The 19,999-nt window shown below is 75.3% G+C and carries 16 protein-coding genes; 5 read left to right on the forward strand and 11 right to left on the reverse strand.

Features of this window, described 5'->3' with window-relative positions; all coding sequences use genetic code 11:
• Nucleotides 1–2 precede the first annotated feature (2 nt).
• Together solA and ACWPWV_RS08440 are read left to right on the forward strand one after the other, a co-directional pair.
• The gene (gene solA, locus ACWPWV_RS08435) at nucleotides 3–1,190 is read left to right on the forward strand and encodes an N-methyl-L-tryptophan oxidase (protein WP_454042474.1); all 1,188 of its coding nucleotides are present in this window, start codon (nucleotides 3–5) and stop codon (nucleotides 1,188–1,190) included.
• Nucleotides 1,187–2,554, forward strand: coding sequence for an APC family permease (locus ACWPWV_RS08440; protein WP_454042475.1), 1,368 nt, complete (start codon nucleotides 1,187–1,189; stop codon nucleotides 2,552–2,554). Before solA ends, ACWPWV_RS08440 begins: the two co-directional genes overlap by 4 nt.
• Nucleotides 2,555–2,571: 17 nt before the next feature.
• On the opposite strand, the gene ACWPWV_RS08445 is transcribed toward ACWPWV_RS08440, so the two are convergent.
• Both ACWPWV_RS08445 and hrpA read right to left on the reverse strand, forming a co-directional pair.
• Complete coding sequence (locus tag ACWPWV_RS08445) at nucleotides 2,572–3,777, reverse strand: beta-ketoacyl-[acyl-carrier-protein] synthase family protein (protein ID WP_454042476.1); 1,206 nt, start codon at nucleotides 3,775–3,777, stop codon at nucleotides 2,572–2,574.
• Between the two features lie 160 nt (nucleotides 3,778–3,937).
• Nucleotides 3,938–8,800 (reverse strand): ATP-dependent RNA helicase HrpA, encoded by a 4,863-nt coding sequence (gene hrpA, locus ACWPWV_RS08450; RefSeq protein WP_454042477.1) that lies wholly within the window; start codon nucleotides 8,798–8,800, stop codon nucleotides 3,938–3,940.
• Nucleotides 8,801–8,976: 176 nt separating this feature from the next.
• Here hrpA and ACWPWV_RS08455 point away from each other — a divergent pair, with 176 nt between their 5' ends.
• Nucleotides 8,977–9,915 carry a potassium channel family protein gene (locus ACWPWV_RS08455; RefSeq protein ID WP_454042478.1) on the forward strand — a complete coding sequence of 313 codons (939 nt, stop codon included), beginning with the start codon at nucleotides 8,977–8,979 and terminating at the stop codon, nucleotides 9,913–9,915.
• Nucleotides 9,916–9,952: 37 nt separating this feature from the next.
• On the opposite strand, the gene ACWPWV_RS08460 is transcribed toward ACWPWV_RS08455, so the two are convergent.
• From ACWPWV_RS08460 to ACWPWV_RS08470, 3 genes are all read right to left on the reverse strand, one after another.
• Complete coding sequence (locus tag ACWPWV_RS08460; protein WP_454042479.1) at nucleotides 9,953–10,342, reverse strand: hypothetical protein; 390 nt, start codon at nucleotides 10,340–10,342, stop codon at nucleotides 9,953–9,955.
• Between the two features lie 209 nt (nucleotides 10,343–10,551).
• Nucleotides 10,552–11,139: an N-acetyltransferase family protein gene (locus ACWPWV_RS08465; protein WP_454042480.1), complete on the reverse strand. Its 588-nt coding sequence runs from the start codon at nucleotides 11,137–11,139 to the stop codon at nucleotides 10,552–10,554.
• Nucleotides 11,140–11,192: 53 nt separating this feature from the next.
• Complete coding sequence (locus ACWPWV_RS08470; RefSeq protein WP_454042481.1) at nucleotides 11,193–11,609, reverse strand: pentapeptide repeat-containing protein; 417 nt, start codon at nucleotides 11,607–11,609, stop codon at nucleotides 11,193–11,195.
• 69 nt (nucleotides 11,610–11,678) lie between these two features.
• Here ACWPWV_RS08470 and ACWPWV_RS08475 point away from each other — a divergent pair, with 69 nt between their 5' ends.
• Nucleotides 11,679–12,560, forward strand: a complete 882-nt coding sequence (locus ACWPWV_RS08475) for a siderophore-interacting protein (RefSeq protein ID WP_454042482.1) — start codon at nucleotides 11,679–11,681, stop codon at nucleotides 12,558–12,560.
• 66 nt (nucleotides 12,561–12,626) lie between these two features.
• Nucleotides 12,627–13,745, forward strand: a complete 1,119-nt coding sequence (locus ACWPWV_RS08480; RefSeq protein WP_454042483.1) for an NAD-dependent epimerase/dehydratase family protein — start codon at nucleotides 12,627–12,629, stop codon at nucleotides 13,743–13,745.
• Nucleotides 13,746–13,879: 134 nt separating this feature from the next.
• Here ACWPWV_RS08480 and ACWPWV_RS08485 read toward each other — a convergent pair whose 3' ends face one another.
• The 6 genes from ACWPWV_RS08485 to ACWPWV_RS08510 form a co-directional block, all read right to left on the reverse strand.
• A complete protein-coding gene (locus ACWPWV_RS08485) occupies nucleotides 13,880–14,953 on the reverse strand; it encodes an LLM class flavin-dependent oxidoreductase (RefSeq protein WP_454042484.1) in 1,074 nt (357 codons plus the stop codon).
• A 49-nt stretch (nucleotides 14,954–15,002) separates the two neighbouring features.
• Nucleotides 15,003–16,640, reverse strand: a complete 1,638-nt coding sequence (locus ACWPWV_RS08490; RefSeq protein ID WP_454042485.1) for a phosphatase PAP2 family protein — start codon at nucleotides 16,638–16,640, stop codon at nucleotides 15,003–15,005.
• A gap of 59 nt (nucleotides 16,641–16,699) precedes the next feature.
• Entirely contained in the window at nucleotides 16,700–17,200 is a 501-nt protein-coding gene (locus ACWPWV_RS08495) for a hypothetical protein (RefSeq protein ID WP_454042486.1), read from the reverse strand.
• Between the two features lie 89 nt (nucleotides 17,201–17,289).
• A complete protein-coding gene (locus ACWPWV_RS08500) occupies nucleotides 17,290–18,174 on the reverse strand; it encodes a metal ABC transporter permease (protein ID WP_454042487.1) in 885 nt (294 codons plus the stop codon).
• A complete protein-coding gene (locus tag ACWPWV_RS08505) occupies nucleotides 18,171–18,983 on the reverse strand; it encodes a metal ABC transporter ATP-binding protein (RefSeq protein ID WP_454042488.1) in 813 nt (270 codons plus the stop codon). Before ACWPWV_RS08505 ends, ACWPWV_RS08500 begins: the two co-directional genes overlap by 4 nt.
• Nucleotides 18,983–19,951, reverse strand: a complete 969-nt coding sequence (locus ACWPWV_RS08510) for a metal ABC transporter substrate-binding protein (RefSeq protein ID WP_454042839.1) — start codon at nucleotides 19,949–19,951, stop codon at nucleotides 18,983–18,985. The genes ACWPWV_RS08505 and ACWPWV_RS08510 overlap by 1 nt, the downstream gene beginning before the upstream one ends.
• Nucleotides 19,952–19,999 lie beyond the last annotated feature (48 nt).

Here is a 19,999-nt window from a genome sequence, read left to right on the forward strand (position 1 = left end):
GCATGACGTGGGACGCGCAGGTGGGAGTGGTCGGTCTCGGGGCGGCGGGCAGCGCGGCGCTGTGGCGCGCGGCGGCCCGCGGCGCGAGCGTGGTCGGGTTCGAGCAGCACGAGCCCGGTCACCCGCACGGGTCGTCGCACGGGCACTCGCGCCTGTTCCGCACCGCGCTCGTCGAGGGTGCCCGGTACGTCGACCTGGTGCGGCACGCGCACGACCTGTGGCGCGAGCTCGAGCGCGCGTCGGGCCGCGACCTCCTCACGCTCACGGGCGGGCTCTTCGTCGGCCGGCCCGACGGCGCGATGCTCACCGCCACGCTCGACGTCGTCCGGGCGCACGACCTGCCGCACGAGCTCCTCGACACCGCGCAGGTCCGTGCCCGCTTCCCGCAGCACGCCCTCGACGACGACGTCGTCGGCCTCCTGGACCCCGGCACCGGCGTGCTGCGTCCGGAGGCGGCGGTCCTCGCAGCGGTCGAGGAAGCCCGACGGCTGGGCGCCCGGGTGCGCAGCCACGAGCGCGTGGTGGCGGTCGAGCCGGTGGGCGGGGGCGTCGTCGTGCACGCCGACGGGCCCGAGGGGAGCCGGTCGTGGCGCGTGCGGCGCCTCGTGGTCGCCGCGGGCGCGTGGACCGACCGGCTGCTGCCCGCGCTCACGGTCCCGCACGAGGTGCGGCGCGTGCTGCTCACGTGGTTCGCGCCGCGCCCCGGGCAGGGGGCCGCGCACGGTCCGGACCGGTTCCCCGTGTTCGTGCACGAGGCGGACGGGCGCCTCGCGTGGGGAGCGCCCGCGTTCGAGGGGCGCGGCGTCAAGGTCGGGCTGCACGACGCGCCCGTGCCGCTCGTCGACGACCCCTCGTCGAACCCGCTCACGGCGGCACCGGAGGAGTGGCGCGAGGTCGCGGCGTGGGTCGCGCGCCGCCTCCCCGGCCTCGACCCGGCGGCCGTCACCGCCGAGGGGTGCATGTACACGCGCACTCCCGACGAGGCGTTCTCGATCGGCGAGCCCGCCGCGTACCCGGGCGTCGTGCTCGCCGCCGCGTGCTCGGGCCACGGCTTCAAGCACGCGAGCGCCGTCGGGGACGCCGTGGCGGCGCTCGCGCTCGACGAGGCGCCGGTCGTCCGCCTGGACGCGTTCTCGCCGGACCGGTTCGGGCCGCGAGCAACCGGAGTCGGTGCCACATTGGGCCGATGAGCAGCACCGACACCTCCCGGAGCCCTCGGAGCACGGACCCGGACACGCGGCTGTCCCGGTCCGTCGGCGGGCGCCTCCTGTACCTGTTCATCCTCGGCGACGTCCTCGGGGCGGGCGTCTACGCGCTGGTCGGCGAGATGGCCGGCGAGGTCGGCGGGGCCGTCTGGCTCCCGCTGCTCGTCGCGCTCGGGCTCGCGCTGCTCACCGCGGGGTCGTACGCCGAGCTCGTCACCAAGTACCCGCGCGCGGGCGGCGCCGCGGTGTTCGCCGACCGCGCGTTCCGCAGCCCGCTCGTGTCGTTCCTCGTGGGGTTCTCGATGCTCGCGGCGGGCGTCACGAGCGCGGCCGGCCTGTCGCTGGCCTTCGCGGGCGACTACTTCGCGACGTTCGTCGACGCGCCCGACCGGCTCGTCGCCGTCCTCTTCCTCGCGGCCGTCGCGGCGCTCAACGCGCGGGGCATCAAGGAGTCGCTGCGCGCGAACGTCGCCATGACCGCGATCGAGCTGTCCGGGCTGGTCCTGGTCGTCGTCCTCGCGGCGGTCGTGCTCGGGCGGGGCGACGGCGAGCCGGCGCGCGTCACGCAGTTCGCCGAGGGCACGACGCCGGCGCTCGCCGTCCTCGCGGGCGCGATCCTCGCGTACTACTCGTTCGTGGGCTTCGAGACGTCTGCGAACCTCGCCGAGGAGGTGCGCGACGTCCGGCGCACGTACCCGCGCGCCCTGTTCGGGGCGCTCATCACGGCGGGCGTCGTGTACGTGGCGGTCGGGCTCGCGGCGGTCGCCGTCGTGTCCCCGGAGACGCTCTCGGGCTCGTCGGGACCGCTGCTCGAGGTCGTCGACGCGGAGGGCTCCGTCCCGGCCTGGGTGTTCTCGCTCGTCGCGCTCATCGCCGTCGCGAACGGCGCGCTGCTCACGATGATCATGGCGAGCCGCCTCGCGTACGGGATGGCGGAGCAGGGCATCCTGCCGTCCGCGCTCGGGCGCGTGCTGCCCGGCCGTCGCACGCCGTGGGTCGCGATCGTCGTCACGACGCTCGTCGCCATGGGCCTCGTCTTCACGGGCGACGTCGCGGCGCTCGCCGAGACGGTCGTCCTCCTGCTCCTGCTCGTCTTCGCCTCGACGAACGTCGCGGTGCTCGTGCTGCGGCGCGACCACGTCGACCAGCCGCACTTCCGCGTCGCGACGGTCGTGCCGGTGCTCGGCGTCGCGTCGTGCGTGCTGCTCCTCACCCAGCAGGACGGCGTGACGTGGCTCCGTGCCGGCGCCCTCCTGGCCGTCGGTGTGGTCCTGTACCTCGTGATGCGGTGGACCGGCGGGGTCGGTCGCGACCGGCGACCGTCGCCCGAGGGCGGCACGTCGGTCTGAGACCGTCGAGGCGGAGCTCAGTCGCGCGACACCACGAGGCTCGCGCTGTGCCCGCCGAACCCGAACGCGTTGACCAGCGCGTGCCGGGCCGTCGTCCGTGTCGTCTCCCGGACGACGTCGAGGTCGATCGCCGGGTCCTGCGTGTCGAGGTTGAGCGTGGGCGGCACGACGCCGTCGCGCAGCGCCAGCACCGCGGCGAGCGCGCCCAGCGCCCCGGACGCACCGAGCAGGTGCCCGGTCGCGCCCTTCGTGGACGTGACGGGCGGGGGCACGCCCAGCGCCGTGCGGATCGCCGTCGCCTCGTTGACGTCCCCGGCGGGGGTCGACGTCGCGTGGGCGTGCACCAGCCCGACGTCGCCCGGGACGAGCCCCGCGGACCGGACGGCCTGCGTGATCGTGCGTGCCTGGTTCTCGGGATCGCCGCCCACGATGTCGAAGGCGTCCGACGTCAGCGCGGCCCCGGCGACCACGCCGTGGACCGTCGCGCCGCGCGCCCGCGCGTGCTCCTCGTCCTCCAGCACGAGCACCGCCGACCCCTCGGCCATGACGAACCCGTCGCGACCGACGTCGAAGGGCCGCGACGCCTTCTCCGGGTGGTCGTTGCGGGTCGACAGCGCGCGCGACTGCGCGAACGCCGCGATGGAGAACGGCAGCACGCCCGCCTCGACCCCTCCGCAGACGACGACGTCCGCCGACCCCGCGAGGATCATCTCCCGGCCCATGGCGATCGCCTCCGTGCCGGCCGCGCACGCGCTGATCGGTGCCCGCGCGCCGGCCTTGGCGCCCAGGACGATCGACAGCCACGCCGCGGGCCCGTTGGCCATGAGCATCGTCACGCTGTGAGGAGAGACGCGGCGGTAGCCCTGCTCGTCGAGCACCTTCGCCTGCGCGAGCGTCGTCGCGATCCCCCCGTTCGCGGACCCGATCGCGACCGCGAGGCGCGTCGGGTCGACGTCCGGTGCACCGGCCGACTCCCACGCCTCGCGGCCCGCGACGAGCGCGAGCTGCTCGGCGCGGTCGGTGCGGCGGGACTCGCGGACGCTGAGCGCCTCCGCGAACGCGTCGTCGACCCGTGCCGCGATGCGCACCGGGAGCTCCTGCGCCCAGTCGTCCTCGATCGCGCGGATCCCCGAGCGACCTCGCGTCAACCCGTCCCACGTCGCCGCCGCGGTGGTCCCCAGAGGGGTCACCGCTCCGAACCCTGTCACCACTGCGCGTGTCATGGACGCCCCCCGCTCCCTCGACCCGTCGCCGCGACGGGTGCCGGCTGATGGGCACTATTCCAGGACATGGAGGCCGCATCTGTCGTATCGGGGCGTGCGGAGGACCTCCCGGGCCGATCTCACACCGCTCGATCCGCGGCGGCCCGGACGTCGACCCGGGTCACCAGCCGCCGGGGCTGAGGATCTTGCGGATCCGCTTCTCGCTCACCGGGCCGTCGGTGCCGAGCTGCTGCGCGAACAACGACACCCGCAGCTCCTCGATCAACCAGCGCACCTCGGCGAGCTCGCGCGACCGGCCGACGTCCGCGGGCCCGGCGGCGTAGGCGGCGCGCGCCGTCGCGAACGCCTCCTCGACGTCGTGCACGCGCCACGCGAGCTCCGCGTCGCGGTTCGGGTTCGCCTGCGCCTTCTCCAGCCGGTACGACGCCGCGCGCAGGTACCGGGTGAGGTGCGGCAGCCGGTCCGGCGGCGTCGCGGAGACGAACCCGTCGTGGACCAGCCCCGCGACCTGGTCGCGCAGGTCCGTGAGCGTGTTGAGCAGCGCCAGGCTGTTCGCCGACCGGATCTCCCCGTCCAGCGTCCGCGCCGCCGACAGGGCCGCCACCACGTGGCCGACGACGCGGTGCACCTGGTCCTCCAGGTGCTGCCGGACGAACGTGCGCGCCGCCGCGTACGCGTCCGCGTCGCGGATCGTGCGCGCGTCCGGCTGCGGCCCGTACGACCCGCCGCCCCCGCTCGTCAGGGCGATGACCGACGCGAGCTGCAGGTCGGTCACCAGCGCGTCGGTGCTGCGGTACGGGCTCGCGGCGAGCGTCAGCGACTGCGTCCCGCTCCACCGGCTCGTGACCCGGCCCGTCGCGAGCGCCACCTCGCCCAGCAGCAGGCGTCGCACGCCGCGCGCGTGCTCGCGCACCTGCGCGTTCGCGTCCGCGAGCACCCGCAGCGCGACCGTCGGCCGCCCCTTCGCGTCCTGCTCCTCGACGAGCGCCGGGTACCCCCGCACGACGACGCCGCCCCCGAGGTCCGTCGACACCGTGGCCGGGATCGCACCGCCCGGCAGGTCGGACGGCCACGACGTGAGCCCGGTCTGCTCGGCGACGAGTGCCGTCGTGGTCGGGTCCGCGTTCGGTGCGCCGTCGGTGCTCGGGCTGGCCGCGCCGTCGCCTCGAGCGGTCGGCCGTCCGTGACCGCGCGCGGCTTCTACGCCCTTCGCATCCGACGTCGCACCGCCCGCTCGTCCGTCGTGTCGCCCCGGTGAGCCGGACGCGGAGGCGGGGGAGGGGGCGTCGGTGGCGAAGGGCGTGGTGGGCCTGGCGGGAGCACCGCGAGGGACGAGCGGTGCGGATGGTAGCCCGAGCGCCGACGCCCCCTCGGCCGCCGTACCCGACTCCGCACCAGCGGCCGCCTCCCGCAGCGCCGCGCCCACCGCACCCTTGACGGCGGCGCGGACCGCCGCCTGGTTCTGGGCGGCGAGGCGGCGCTGGAGTGCGAGGAGATCCTTCGACTCGTCGAGGACCACCTCACCCTGGCGTCGTGGGTCGACGACACGGAAGGTCATGCGCAGGTGCGCCGGGAGGCGGGACTCCTGCTCGGGGCCCCACGCGTCGTCGGGGATCACGACGTCGCGCAGCGCGCGGACCGCGCGCGTGAACGCGACGTGGAACGGCTCCGCCATGTCGCCGGCGCGGGCCATGTCCTCCCACGCGGGGGTGTTGTCGCGCAGCCAGGCGACGACGTCGCGCGCGACGTCCGGGGCGGGCACGAGCTGGACGCGGACCGGCTTCGGCAGCGAGCGGATCGTCGCCGTCGCGAGCTCGTCGAGCAGGCCGGGGACCATCCAGTCGAAGCCGTCGGGAACGACACGGTTGAGGACGGAGATCGGGACGTGCACCGTGACGCCGTCGGCTTCCGTGCCGGGCTGGAACTGGTACGTGAGCGGGAGCGTGAGCTCGCCCTGCGGCCAGGTCTCGGGGAACTGCGACGTGTCGACCTGGTCGGCGTCGGGCACGAGCTGCTCGAGCGTGAAGGTGAGCAGGTCGGGGTCGCGGCGCCGCGCCGTCTTCCACCAGCGGTCGAAGTGCGCCGCGGAGACGACGTCGTCGGGGACGCGCTCGTCGTAGAAGGCGAACAGCGCCTCGTCGTCGATCACGAGACCGCGCTGGCGCGAGCGTGCCTCGAGCTCCTCCGCCTCCTCCAGGAGGCGCCGGTTCTCGTGGAAGAACTGGTGGTGCGTCGTCCACTCGCCCTGCACGAGCGCGTGCCGCACGAAGAGCTCGCGCGCCGCCTCGGGGTCGACCTTCGCGTAGAGCACCTTGCGGTCGGCGACGATCGGCACGCCGTACAGCAGCACCTTCTCGACGGCGATCGCCGCACCCCGCTTCGTCGACCAGTGCGGCTCGGAGTACGTGCGCCGCGCGAGGTCGCCCGCGAGGTCCTCCGCCCACTCCGGCTGGATGCGTGCGACGTCGCGCGCCCACAGGCGGCTCGTCTCCACGAGCTCGCCCGCCATGATCCACGCCGGCGGCTTCTTGCTCAGCGGCGAGCCCGGGAAGATCGCGAACCGCGCACCGCGTGCGCCCGTGTACTCGTTGCGCGCCTGCTTCTGCGCCCGGCGCAGCGCCTTCGCGCGCGCCTCGCCCTTGAGGTGGGCGACCGACGACGCCTTGACGTCGCCCGTGTCCTGCATCCCGATCTGCGACAGCAGGCCGGCGAGCAGCGCGCGGTGGATCGTGTCGCCGTCCCAGGCGCGCTTGTAGGCGGTGCTCGGGTCCGCGGCCGGTGCGCCGTCGGTGCTCGGGCCGGTGGTCGGGTGCGCGGCCGGTGCGCCGTCGGTGCTCGGGCTGGCCGCGCCGTCGCCTCGGGTGCTCGGCCGTCCGTTCTCGAGCGCGGCTTCTACGCCCTTCGCATCCGACGTCGCACCACCCGCTCGTCCGTCCTGTCGCCCGGGGGTGCCCGCCGTACCTGACCGTGCACCGCGCGGGCGGTAGGACATGTCGATGCCGAGGGGCTTGGCCATGTCGCGGAGCTGGGCGACGACGTCCTGCCACTCGCGGATGCGGAGGAAGTTCAGGTACTCGGCCTTGCAGAGGCGGCGGAAGGCCGAGGAGGAGAGGTCGTGCTGCTGCTCGCGGACGTACTCCCAGAGGTTGAGGTACGTGAGGAAGTCGGAGTGCGGGTCGGTGAAGCGGGCGTGGAGCTGGTCGGCCTGGGGGCGCTGCTCGGCGGGGCGCTCGCGCGGGTCCTGGATCGACATGACGGCCGCGATGATGGCGACCTCGCGCGCGACCCCGAGCGTCGAGCCCTCCCAGATCATGCGGGCCAGGCGCGGGTCCATGGGCAGCTGCGCGAGGACGCGGCCGACCTCGGTGAGCCGAGTGGTCTGCTGCCCGCCGTCGGCCGCCGCGACGGTCTCCAGGGCGCCGAGCTCGGTGAGGAGCTGGACGCCGTCGCGCACGGCGCGCGTGTCCGGGGGCTCGACGAACGGGAAGCGCGCGACGTCGTCGGGCGAGCCGACGACGCCCACCGAGATCATCTGGAGCAGCACCGACGCGAGGGACGTGCGCAGGATCTCGGGCTCGGTGAACTCGGGGCGGGAGAGGAAGTCGTCCTCGGAGTAGAGGCGGATCGCGATGCCGTCGGCGACGCGGCCCGAGCGGCCCGAGCGCTGGTTGGCGCTCGCCTGCGAGACCGGCTCGATGGGCAGCCGCTGGACCTTCGTCGCCTTGGAGTAGCGCGAGATGCGGGCGGTGCCCGGGTCGACGACGTAGTGGATCCCCGGGACGGTGAGCGACGTCTCGGCGACATTGGTCGCGAGGACGATGCGGCGCGACGCGTGCTGCTGGAACACGCGGTGCTGCTCCGCCGAGGACAGGCGCGCGTAGAGGGGGAGGATCTCGACGCGCTGCGGGTGCTTCGGGTCGCGCACGCGGTCCTTGAGGTGACCTTCGAGGGCGTCGGCGGCGTCGTGGATCTCGCGCTCGCCGGAGAGGAACACGAGGATGTCGCCGGAGCCCTCGCGCATCAGCTCGTCGCACGCGTCGACGATGCCCGTGACGAGGTCCTTCTCCTCGGTCCTGGCCTTCCCGACGGTCTTCCCGCTCCCGGGGTCGACGTCGGGGGACAGCGGCCGGTAGCGGATCTCGACCGGGTACGTCCGGCCGGAGACCTCGACGACGGGCGCGGCGTCGGGCAGGGCGTCGACGACGTAGTCCGGCGCGCCGCCGAGCGTGGCGAGGTGCGCGGGCGAGAAGTGCGCGGCGAACCGCTCGGAGTCGATCGTCGCGGACGTGATGACGAGCTTGAGATCGGGGCGCTGCGGCAGCAGCCGCGCGAGGTACCCGAGCAGGAAGTCGATGTTGAGCGACCGCTCGTGCGCCTCGTCGATGACGATCGTGTCGTAGGCGAGGAGCTGCGGGTCCCGCTGGATCTGCGCGAGCAGGATGCCGTCGGTCATGACCTTGACGAGCGTGTCCTCGCTCGACGTGTCAGTGAACCGGACCTGGTACCCGACGACGCCGCCCAGCGGCACCTGGAGCTCCTCGGCGATGCGCTCGGCGACCGTGCGTGCCGCGATCCGGCGGGGCTGCGTGTGCCCGATCTGCCCGGCACGCCCGCGTCCGAGGTCGAGGAGGATCTTCGGGAGCTGCGTCGTCTTGCCCGAGCCCGTCTCGCCCGCGACCACCACGACCTGGTGGTCGCGGATCGCGGCGGCGATGTCGTCGCGCCGCGCGCTGACCGGGAGCTGCTCGGGGTAGACGATGGGTGGGACCTCGACGGCAGCGCGCTTCGCGGCCGCCCGCTCGAGCTGGGCACGGCTCACCTGGCGCGTGCCCGACGCCGGCCGCTCGCGCCGGTCGGACCGCGCGCCCTGCTCCGGGCGCTCGCCCTGTCCCTGCGCCTGGGGGCCGCGGCCGCGGCGGCGGTTCCCGCGTCGCCGGCCCGGCGCGCGAGGGGTGCCCTCGGCGGCGCCGCCCTGCTGGGGAGGGCGCACGTCGGGCTGGGGCTGGGAGGACTCGGGACTCACGACGACCCATTCTCTCAAGCGGTGGCAACCGCAAATCACCCGGGGTACGGGACCGTGCGCCGCCGGGGCAGGACGTCCGCGTCGTCGGTCCGGGGGCGGGCGTCGTGGGACCACCTCGCGAGCGAGGCCCAGAGGCCGTGCCTACGGTGGGCCGGAGGTCGAGGGTGAGGAGCCTCATGGACGTGGTCCTGACCGTGGCGGGCATCGCCGTCATCGTGCTCGTGCTGCGCGACGTCTTCCACACGTTGTGGCACCCGGCGGGCGAGGGGCGCCTGAGCGGCGCCCTGGGCCGCGCGACGTGGTGGGCGGTGCACCGTCTCCCGGCGCGCTCCCGGCCGCGCCGGTTGCTGCTGGACCTCGCCGGTCCGCTCGTCCTCGCCGCGACCATCGTCGGGTGGGCGACGGGCGCCGTGCTCGGCTGGTCGTTCGTCTTCTGGCCGCAGATGCCCGAGGGCTTCCAGGACACCACCGGGCCACCGTCCGCCGACACGTGGGAACGCTTCGCCGACACCGTCTACGTGTCGATGGTCGCGCTGTCCACGCTGGGGATCGGTGACGTCGTGCCGACGACGGGCTGGACCCGGTCGTGCACGGCGGTCCAGGCGCTCGTCGGCTTCGCGCTGCTGAGCGCGTCGATGTCCTGGGTGCTGCAGGTGTCGCCCTCGCTCACGCACCGTCGTGCGCTCGCGCGCCGGCTGACCGCTCTGGCCGAGGCGCACCGGCTGACCTCGCCCGCCCCCGCGGCCGATCCCGTCGCCCTGCCGGTGTCGACGGTGGAGGACCTCGTCCAGGAGGTGGCTACGGTCCACGCGGAGCTCGGTCACTACGGCGAGACGTACTACTTCCGGGACGCCGACCCGGACGAGGCGCTGCCCGCCGCGGTCGGCATGGGCGTCGGCCTCGCGGACGGTGCGCGCCGGTCCGCCGACCCCGAGGTGCGCCGCTCGGCCGCGTCCCTCCGGTGGACGCTCGACCGGTTCGCGGCGCTCCTCGACGACCAGTACCTGCACACGGGCGGCTCCACCGAGGAGATCTTCGCCGCCTACGCCGACGACCAGGACCACGTGCCCTCGGCGATCGGGTCCCGGCGACCCACGCGCAGCGACCGGGCCTGACGTGTCCTGGCCGGCCGCGGGAGTCCGGCACGTGAGGTCAGCGCGTCCCGTTCCAGACGTTCTCCGGCTCGCACGGCGCGGGTACGTGCAGGCCCTCGGGCGGCTCCCACGCCGAGGCGCCCTCCACGAGGACACCGCCCGCGAGGCTGATCGGGTCGCCGTCGACGAACGCGCCGCCGGCTGCGCTCAGCGTCTCGCCGTCCCAGCCCACGCGATCCTCGCTGAACACCGGGAGCCACCGCGTGCCGGTGATGTCGGTGACGTACACGCACCCGTCCTCGACGGTCAGCGTCCCCTCGAGGAGCGCGCCGTCCCCGGCGCCGACGCTGTGACCCCAGAGGGCGACCCCGTCGACCGTCACGTCCGCGCCGCCCCGCAGGGCGTCGCACCCGGCGAGCGCTCCGGCGACGCAGACGGCGACCGTCACGCCGGTCACCACCCCGCGTCGTCGGGCCCGGAGGCGGCGGCCGGGGCGAGGACGGGGACGGACGAGAGCTCCCATGGCCGGACCGTAGGTGCGCCGTCGCACGCTCGACCGGCGCCGGCCGGGATCGTCGCCGGATCGTGACGCCGAACCCCGGCTGTGGGCGACGGACCGTCCTTCGTGCCGCGCGATCCCGGGTTCGGCGACGAGGCTCAGCCCAGCGCCTTGCGCATGACGACCCGCGTCGTCCCTCCGCTGACGCCCGTCGTGGGGGCGGCGCGGACGAAGCCGGCCCGCTCGAAGACGTCGACGCTGCCGACGTACCCCGAGATGACGTCGACCCGCTCGCCGCGCGAGTCCACGGGGTAGCCCTCGACCGCGGGTGCACCGTGCGCGGCGGCGTGCTCGACGGCGCCCGCGAGCAGCTCGTGCAGGAGGCCCTGCTTGCGGTACCCGGGCCGCACGACGAAGCAGACGGCGCTCCATGCGTCGAGGTCGTCGACGAACGGGATGGTGCGCGAGTGCATGAGCCGCCGGTACGTGCTGCGCGGCGCGACGGAGCACCAGCCCGCGACCTCGCCGTCGACGTACGCGAGCACGCCCGGGCCGGGCTCCGCGTCGCACAGGTCGGCCATGTACCCGGGGCGGCCGTCGTTCGAGACGCGGCTGTCGCGGTAGGACATGCACCAGCACGCGCCGACGCCCGCCTTCCTCGGCCCCACGACCGTCGCGAAGTCGTCGAAGCGCCCGACGGCGGAGCGGACCTCGACGTCGTGGCCCGCCAGCGTTCTCGTCCCCACGGTCGTCACGCTAGACCCACGCGCCGACAGCCGCTGCACGGCGGCGCGCGGCCTCACCGGTCCAGCAGGCCGAGCACGTCCTCGAACGTCGTGTCGCGCAGCGTCGCACCGTCGAGGAGCGCTCCCGTCAGGTCCGTGACGTGCACCGGGTCACCCGTCGAGCCGAAGCGCGCGGAGGTGAGGTCCGCGTCCCGCAGGTCGGCGCCGCGCAGGCAGGTGCCGCTGAACGAGGCGCCGCGCAGCGACGCTCCTCGCAGGTTCGTCCCGGTCAGGTCGCACCACAGGAAGGCGCAGCCGTCGAGCGTCGCGTGCCGCAGGTCGGCCCCGACGAACGTCGACCCGATGACGAACAGGTCTCGGAGGGTGATCGACGCGAGGGACGCACCGTCGCCGTCGATGCGGCGCAGGGACGCGTACCGCGAGGCGCGGACGAGGTCGTCGAGCGTGGCCCGGCGGGAGGTCCTGGACATCGTCGCTCCTCGGTGTCGTCGGCGGCCGGGACGCCAGACTAGCCGTGGCGGTCGTGATGGAATCGCAGGGTGTTCACGCGTCCCCGCACCCGCCTCGACCTGGTCCCACGTCGCGTGCGCGTCCACGCCGTCCGGGAGACCTCGGCGTCTCTGCGCCGCATCACCTTCCGCGACGCCGTCGCCGACGGCGACCGGGCCGAAGGCCCGCTGTCGCTGGCCGCGCTCCTGGCCCCCGGCCCCGACGACCACGCGAAGGTCTTCCTGCCCGACCCGGCGACCGGCGTCCTGCACGCCCCGACCCTCGCGCCCGACGGGGCGCTCCAGCGCCCGACGGGCGTCGTGTCGATCTCCCGCGAGATGACGGTCCGTGCGACCCGGACCGTCGACGGGGTCGCGGAGGTCGACGTCGACTGGGTGCTGCACGGCGACGACGTCCCGGGCGCCGCGCCCGGGGAGCCGGGTGGTCCGGCGTCCGCCTGGGCGGCGCGCGCGACGCCGGGGGACGAGGTCGTGCTCGCCGGGCCGGCGTCGAGCCGCAGCGTGCCCGACGGGATCGGGCGGCTGACGCTCGTCGGTGACGAGGCGGGGCTGCCCGCGCTCGCGCGCTGGGTCGCGGCCGTCGGGCCGGACGTCCCGGTGACGGCGATCGTCGAGATCGGCGACGACGTCGACGAGGCGTTCGTCGAGGACGAGCTCGGGCGCGCGACCGTCGAGATCCTCTACCGCACCGACGGGCCGGGACAGCTCGCCGAGGCCGTGCGCGCTCTCGGCGTGCCCGAGCCGGACGAGTACGTGGTGGGGGTGGGCGAGGCGACCGACCTCGTCCCCGTGCGCCGCGACCTGCGCCGCGCGGGCGCACGCCCCGACCAGCTCGCGATCCACGGCTACTGGCGGCGCGGCGTCGTGAACCTCGACCCCGACGCCCCGCTGGACCCGAGCGACCCGGACTGAGCCTGCGTCGTCTGCCGACCGCGTAAGCGGCTGCGTGCGGGCGCGCCGTGCGCGACGCTGGGGCGCATGACGACACGGCTCCTGGTCCTCGGTGGTTCGGACTTCGTCGGCCGCGCGGTGGTCGACGACGCCCTCGCGCGCGGCTGGGACGTCACCGTTCTCAACCGCGGCACGCGCCCCGTGCCCGACGCCGTCACCGCCCTGGTCGGCGACCGCACCCGCCCCGACGGCCTCGACGCCCTGCGGTCGGACGACGTCGCGCAGAAGTGGGACGTCGTCGTCGACACGTGGTCCTGGGCGCCCGTCGCGGTGCGGGACGCCGCGCGACTGCTCGCGGGGCGGATCCCCGGCGACAGCCGGTACGTGTACGTGTCGTCGCGCTCGGTGTACGCGCCGTGGACGCCGCGGGGTGCGGACGAGTCGGCGCCGCTCGTCGACGCCCACCCGGACGAGGAGACGCACGACGACTACGCGCGCGCGAAGCGGGGCGCCGAGATCGCCGCCGTGGACGCGCTGGGCGACCGCGCGCTCCTGCTGCGCGCCGGCCTGATCCTCGGGCCGCGCGAGAACGTCGGCCGCCTGCCGTGGTGGCTGCGCCGCGTCGCGCGCGGCGGCCCCGTCCTGGCACCGGGGCCGGCGGAGCTGCCCCTGCAGTACGTCGACGCGCGCGACCTCGCGGCGTTCGCCCTCGACGCGGCGATCACGGGCGCGTCGGGACCGGTGGACGTCGTCTCGGCGCCGGGCCACACGACGATGCGCGAGCTGCTGTCCGCGTGCGTCGCGGTCACCGCCGACGCCGCGGCCGAGGCGGGTGCCGCGCCCGCGGAGCTCGTGTGGGTCGAGCCGGACGTGGTGGAGCGCGCGGGGATCCAGCCGTGGACGCAGCTGCCGGTGTGGTTCCCGCCGGGAGAGCTGCACGACGCCCTGCACGGCTCGGACGTGTCGCGCGCGTTCTCCCTCGGGCTGCGCACGCGCGACGTGCGCGAGACGGTCCGCGACACGTGGGACTGGCTGCAGTCCCTGGACTCCGCGGGGGAGGCGACGCCGCAGCGCGCCGACCGGCCCGGCATCGGGCTGCCGCCGGAGCTGGAGCAGGAGGTGCTCCGCCTCGCCGGTGCTGACGCCGCCGCCGGCTCCGGCGCACGCCACGCACCCGGCCGACCGGGCGTCGGCTTCACGGCCTGAGCGTCCCTCGCCTCGCGCTGCCGACCGTGCGGGCAGCGGTGTCGAGCACGACGTCGCGCGCCGTCGAGCACGACCTGAAGGTCGCCGACGACCGGTTGACGACCTTCAGGTCGTGCTCGGCGCGCTGCCCTGGCTCAGCCCTCGGCGAGGAGCTCGCGCACCCGGGGGATCACCCGGGTCCCGTAGAGCTCGATGCTGCGCATCATGGCGTCGTGCGGCAGCGTGCCGGACGAGTACTTGAGGTCGAACCGGCCGGCGCCGAGCGTGCGGACGGTCGACGCGATCTTGCGGGCGACCGTCTCGGGCGAGCCGACGTACAGCGACCCGTCGCGGATGTCGTGCGCGAACCGGCCGCGGTGGTAGGCGGGCCAGCCGCGCTCGCGGCCGATGCGGTTGTTCATGGCCGCGAAGTGCTCGTAGACCTCCTCCTGCGCCTGCTCGTCGGTCTCGGCGACGTGCCCGGGGGAGTGCACGCCGACCGGCAGCACCGGCTGCCCGAGCTCGTCGACCGCGCGGTGGTACAGGTCGACGTACGGGCGGAACCGCTCGGGCTCGCCGCCGATGATCGCGAGCATGAGCCCGAGGCCGTGGCGCGCGGTGCGGACCACCGACTCCGGCGACCCGCCGACGCCGACCCAGGTGCGCAGGCGTCCGGACTCGGTCTTCGGGAAGACCTCCAGCCCGCTCAGCACCGCGCGCGTCGTGCCGGACCACGACACCGGTCCCTCGTCGAGCAGGTGCACGAACAGGTCGAGCTTCTCCTCGAACAGCACCTCGTAGTCGGAGAGGTCGTAGCCGAAGAGGGGGAACGACTCGATGAACGACCCGCGCCCGAGGATCACCTCGGCGCGGCCGTCGGACAGGGCGTCGAGCGTCGCGAAGCGCTCGAAGACGCGCACGGGGTCGTCCGAGCTGAGCACCGTGACGGCCGACCCGAGCCGGATCCGCGACGTGCGCGTCGCGATGCCCGCGAGCACGACCTCGGGCGCGCTCACGGCGAAGTCCTCGCGGTGGTGCTCGCCGACTCCGAAGAAGTCGACGCCCACCTGGTCCGCGAGCACGGCCTCGTCGACGACCTCGCGGATCGTGCGCGCCGCGGTGACCGGCGCACCGTCCGGCCCGGCCGTGACGTCGCCGAACGTGTCGAGACCCAGCTCGACCTGCTCGGGAGCGGTCGTCTCCGCGGGGGCGGTGGTGGGCTCGGTCATGGTCTCTCCTCGGTCGTCGTGCGCCGTCGGGGCCGACGGGTGCGTCCGGTCAACGGTTCCGGGGCGCGGGATCTTCCGCGAGCGCCTCGCCGGCCGGGACGTAGAGGCGCAGCGCCGCGCGGCGGACCGTGAGCCGCACGCGGACCGTGCCCGACGACGCGTGGTCACCCACGGTCAGCACCTCGCCGTCGTGCGCGAGGACGACGTGCGGGTCGCCCGGCCCGCGCGCGGGGAACCGCAGGTCGAGCCGCTCGACCGCCGTGGCCCCGACGACGAGGTGCCGGCGCACCCCGGGCACGCGGCGCGCGAGCCGGGTCCCGGTGTCGCCGGCCGCCACCTCGAGGAACGTGCGCAGACGGCTCGCGCGGCGCTCGGCACGGGCGGTGCGGACGTCGAGCACCCCGTCGTCCAGGCGGCGGCGCTCGACGGGCGCGAGGCTCTGCGGGTAGTAGCGGTTCACGCCGGCGAAGAGCGACCAGTAGTCGCCGCTCCTGACCTCGTGGCCGGCCACGTCGAGCCGTACGGGCCGCGCGCTGCCGAGGACGCGCGCGGCGGCGAGCACCGCCGCGGGCCACTTCCCGAGCCGGTGCTCGTAGCGCTCCCGCTCGGTGACGAGCTCCGGGTACACCCCGACCGAGAACGTGCTGAGGACCGTGCGCGCACCGCGGCGCGGGTCGCCGTCGACGCCGGGACCCGTGACGTCCAGGTCCGCGACGTCGATCACGGCACCCGTCCCCGCGCGCACCGCGGCGAGGGAGGCCGCGACCGAGCCGAGGCCGGCCGCCCGCGCGAAGTGGTTGAGCGTCCCGCCGGGCAGCACCACGAGGGGCAGGTCGTGCGCGCGGGCCGCCGCGGCCGCCGTCGACACCGTGCCGTCGCCGCCGCTGACCCCCAGCGCCCTCGCCCCGCGCGCCGCCGCGTCGTCGTCGTACAGGGCGCGCAGGTCGTCGCCGTCGGACAGGAGATGTAGCTCGGCCGCCGGGAGCCCGTCCCGGACGGCCGCGGCCGGGTCCTCCGCGAGGACCCGGCCCGAGCCGGCCGCGGGGTTGGCCACGACGAAGAGCCCGGCGCCGTCGGGCAGCGCGGGGACGTCGGCGGTGGGGCCGGCCGGCGCGGCGTCGCGGCGACGGTGGGACCCGGGCGCGACCGCCCGCCCCACGAGCGCGACGGTGGCGCCCACCGCGACTCCGGCCGCGACGTCCGAGAACCAGTGCGACCCGGTGTGCAGGCGCGAGTAGGCCACGGCGGTCGCGAGGGGCACCAGCGCGACGCCGAGCGCGGGCCACTCCACGGCCACGCCCGTGACGAAGGCCGCCGCCGACGCGGAGTGGCCGGAGGGGAACGACGGCGAGGTCGGGGGGTGGGCGAGCCGCCGCCACGCGGGGAGGCTCTCGAGCGACGGCCGCTCGCCGCCGAACACCGTCTTGCCCACGAGGTTCGCGACGGCGCTCGCGGCGAGGAGCGAGCCGTAGCCTCGCACGGCGGCACGCCGGCCGCGCGGCCCCGTCGCGGCGGCGGCGAGGGCGAGGCCGCCCCACAGCGCGCCGCGGTCGGCGGCGGTGGACAGGCTCGCGAGGGCCGCGTCCGCCCGCGTCCCGAGCCGACGGCGGTTCGTGCGGTCGTTGATCGACCGGTCGGCGCGGGCGACGGCCGGGAACGCCTCGTGCGGCTTGACGAGGCCCGTCACGCGCCGCACGGCACGAGGCCGCGGCCGGCGCGGGACCAGGGACGCCATCGTCGCGAGACTCAGGCGGTCGCGCGCGTCGTCTCGCCCCGGAGCTCGTCGATGTGCGCCTGGAGCCGCTCGAGGGCGACGGCGACGCCCTCGCCGGCGTCGTGCGCGAGGTCGGTGACGTACCGGAGCTGGGCGGACGCGGCGTCGAGCGCGACCTGCGCGTCGGCCAGGGCCACCGCTGCGCGACCGTCGGCCGCGTTCTCGGCGTCCTGGGCGCGGTCGAGCGCCGCGCGCGCCTCGTCGGTCGCGGCCTGGACGGACTCGGTCGCGTCGACGACGTCGTTGCGGAGCACGGGGTGCAGGGCGGGCAGGTGGGAGCCGACGCGTTCGATGTCGTCGCCGATCGTCTCGGTCTGGACCTGTGCGTCGGCGATGAGCTGTTCCACCTCGGCGGCGCTCGCTGTCGCGCCGAGCGGGAGCATCATCGACAGCGCGAGCAGGCTCGCGGCGGCGAAACGGGCAGACGTCCTCGTCCGCGGCGTCGCCGGCTGATCGCTCGTCCTCGCTGACATGGTGAACAGTCTGGGGGGCGTTCCTGGGAAGAGCCAGGGAATCGGGCCCCGAGGTGTGGAGATTTCGCACACAGCGCAGGCCGGACGCCTCAGGAGCGCGCCGCGGCGACGGCGCGCCGTCGCCGTGCCCGCGCGACGCGCGTCGTGAGGAGCCCGTGGCGCGGCCCGAACAGGTACGCCAGGCCGAACACGGCGCCGAGCGTCACGACGACGGTCCCTCCCGACGACGTGTCGAGCCAGTAGCTGAGGAAGATCCCGACGACCCCGCTCACCGACGCGACGAGCGGCGAGATCCACAGCATGCGCGAGAACCGGTCGGTGAGCAGGTACGCCGTCGCGCCCGGCGTGATGAGCAGCGCGACGACGAGCACGACGCCGACGGCCTGCAGCGCGACGACCACCGTGAGGGCGAGCAGGCCGAGCAGCAGCGCGCCGAGCCGGCGGGGCGACAGGCCGATCGCGTGCGCGTGCACGGGGTCGAACGCGTAGAGCGTGAGGTCGCGCCGCTTGAGCACGACGACCGCGAGCGTCACGGTGCCGAGCACCAGCACCTGCAGCAGGTCGGCGCGCGAGACCCCGAGGAGGTTGCCGAACAGGATGTGGTTGAGGTCGGTCTGGCTCGGCGTGACGGAGATGAGGACGAGGCCGAGGGCGAAGAGCGTCGTGAACACGACCCCGATCGCCGCGTCCTCCTTGACCCGGCTCGTGTCCCGGACCGCGCCGATGAGCAGCACCGCGAGCAGGCCGAAGAGGAGGGCGCCGAGCGCGAACGGCGCCCCGACGACGTACGCGAGCACGACGCCCGGCAGCACGGCGTGCGACACCGCGTCGCCCATGAGCGACCAGCCGATGAGCACGAGCCAGCAGGACAGGACCCCGCACACGACGCCCGCCGTCACCGTCACGGCGAGCGCCGTCCGCACGAACTCGAACGACAGCGGCTCGACGACCAGGTCCCAGAGCCCCGGGCTCACGGCGCGACCTCCAGCCCGAACGCGAGCGCCAGGTTCTCCGGGCGCAGGACCTCCTCGGGCGTCGAGTGCAGCAGGACGCGGCGCATGAGCAGGACCGCCTCGTCGGCGAGGGCGGGCAGGCCGTGCAGGTCGTGCGTCGAGACGAGGACCGTCGCGCCGTCCCGCGCGAGCTCGCGCAGCAGCGCGGTGATCGTCGCCTCCGACCGCTTGTCGACCCCGGCGAACGGCTCGTCGAGGAGGAGGGTGGTCGCACCCTGCGCGAGGCCGCGCGCGACGAACGCGCGCTTGCGCTGCCCGCCGGAGAGCGCGCCGATCTGCCGGTCCGCGTGGTCGGCGAGCTCGACGCGCTCGAGCGCGTGCTCCACCGCCGCGCGGTCCGCGGCGCGCGGCCGCCGGGTGAAGCCCTGGTAGCCGTACCGCCCCGTCATGACGACGTCGTGGACGCTCAGCGGGAACGCCCAGTCGACGTCCTCGCTCTGCGGCACGTACCCCACGGCCTGGGCCCGCCGGGCGCGGGCCGGCGGGGCGCCGTCGAGCAGGACGGTGCCGTGGTCCGGGCGCAGCATGCCCATGATCGCCCTGAACAGCGTGGACTTCCCCGAGCCGTTCATCCCGACGAGCCCGCACACCGTCCCGCGACCCGCCGTCGGGCCGAGCGTCAGGGAGACGTCGTCGAGCGCCAGGACGTCGCCGTGGTGGACCGTGAGGTCGCGCACGTCGATCGCCGGCGCGCCGTCCGTCGCCGCGCCCCGCGCCACCCCGTCACCCGACGCCGCCCCGTCGCCCGACGCCGCCCGGTCGCGCGCCATCACCCCTCGCTCCCCGGCGCCTCGCCGGTGAGGGCGCCGACGATCGTGCCCGCGTCGTGGCGCAGCAGGTCGAGGTAGGTCGGGACGGGACCGTCGGGCTCGGAGAGCGAGTCGACGTAGAGCACGCCGCCGAACGTCGCGCCGGTCGCCTCGACGACGCGCTGCATGGGCTCGTCGGACACCGTGGACTCGCAGAAGACGGCCGGGACCTCGTCGCGCTCCACGCGCTCGATGGTGCCGGCGACCTGCCGCGGTGTGGCCTGCTGCTCGGCGTTGACGGCCCACAGGTAGTGCTCCGCGAGCCCCGCGTCGCGTGCGAGGTAGGAGAAGGCGCCCTCGCACGTGACGAGCACGCGATGCTCGGGCGGGAGCGTGTCGAGCGCCGCGGTGAGCTCGTCGTGGACGGCGCCGATCTCGGCGGCGTAGTCGTCGGCCGCGGCGCGGTACTCGTCGGCGTGCTCGGGGTCGAGCTCGGCGAACGCGTCGGCGATGTTGTGCACGTACAGCTGCCCGTTCACGGGCGACATCCAGGCGTGCGGGTTCGCGGTGCCCTGGTACTCCTCGGCGGTGTCGTCGCCGAGCGGGATCGTGTCGACCCCATCGCTCACGACGACGTGCGGCACGTCGAGGTCGCCGACGAACCGGTCGAACCACGCCTCGAGGCCGAGGCCGTTGTCGAGGACCAGGTCGGCCTCGGCCGCGCGGCGCAGGTCGCCCGGGGTGGGTTCGTAGCCGTGGATCTCCGCCCCGACCTTGGTGATCGACTCGACGCGCAGACGGTCGCCGGCCACGTTGCGCGCCATGTCGGCCAGCACCGTGAACGTCGTGAGGACGACCGGGCGGTCGTCCGCGGGGCCGCTCGCCGAGCCGGCGTCGGTGCCGGGCGAGCACGCCGACAGGGCGAGGGCGAGCCCCGCGAGCGCTGCGGCGGTGCCGGCGGGACGCCGTCGCGAGTAGAAGTTCGGCATACCGAAAAACATAGTCCGGCACCCCAGCGCTCGCAACGCCCGGACGCT

The organism is Cellulosimicrobium sp. Marseille-Q8652 (assembly GCF_965112045.1).

Bases quoted from the DNA above. Each gene is read 5' to 3' on its own strand.
- ACWPWV_RS08485 (WP_454042484.1), bottom strand. From the start codon at position 14,953: ATGACCGAGCCCACCACCGCCCCCGCGGAGACGACCGCTCCCGAGCAG.
- ACWPWV_RS08505 (WP_454042488.1), bottom strand. From the start codon at position 18,983: ATGGCGCGCGACCGGGCGGCGTCGGGCGACGGGGCGGCGTCGGGTGAC.
- ACWPWV_RS08445 (WP_454042476.1), bottom strand. From the start codon at position 3,777: ATGACACGCGCAGTGGTGACAGGGTTCGGAGCGGTGACCCCTCTGGGG.
- ACWPWV_RS08480 (WP_454042483.1), top strand. From the start codon at position 12,627: ATGACGACACGGCTCCTGGTCCTCGGTGGTTCGGACTTCGTCGGCCGC.
- solA (WP_454042474.1), top strand. From the start codon at position 3: ATGACGTGGGACGCGCAGGTGGGAGTGGTCGGTCTCGGGGCGGCGGGC.
- ACWPWV_RS08510 (WP_454042839.1), bottom strand. From the start codon at position 19,951: ATGCCGAACTTCTACTCGCGACGGCGTCCCGCCGGCACCGCCGCAGCG.
- ACWPWV_RS08455 (WP_454042478.1), top strand. From the start codon at position 8,977: ATGGACGTGGTCCTGACCGTGGCGGGCATCGCCGTCATCGTGCTCGTG.
- ACWPWV_RS08440 (WP_454042475.1), top strand. From the start codon at position 1,187: ATGAGCAGCACCGACACCTCCCGGAGCCCTCGGAGCACGGACCCGGAC.
- ACWPWV_RS08495 (WP_454042486.1), bottom strand. From the start codon at position 17,200: ATGTCAGCGAGGACGAGCGATCAGCCGGCGACGCCGCGGACGAGGACG.
- ACWPWV_RS08470 (WP_454042481.1), bottom strand. From the start codon at position 11,609: ATGTCCAGGACCTCCCGCCGGGCCACGCTCGACGACCTCGTCCGCGCC.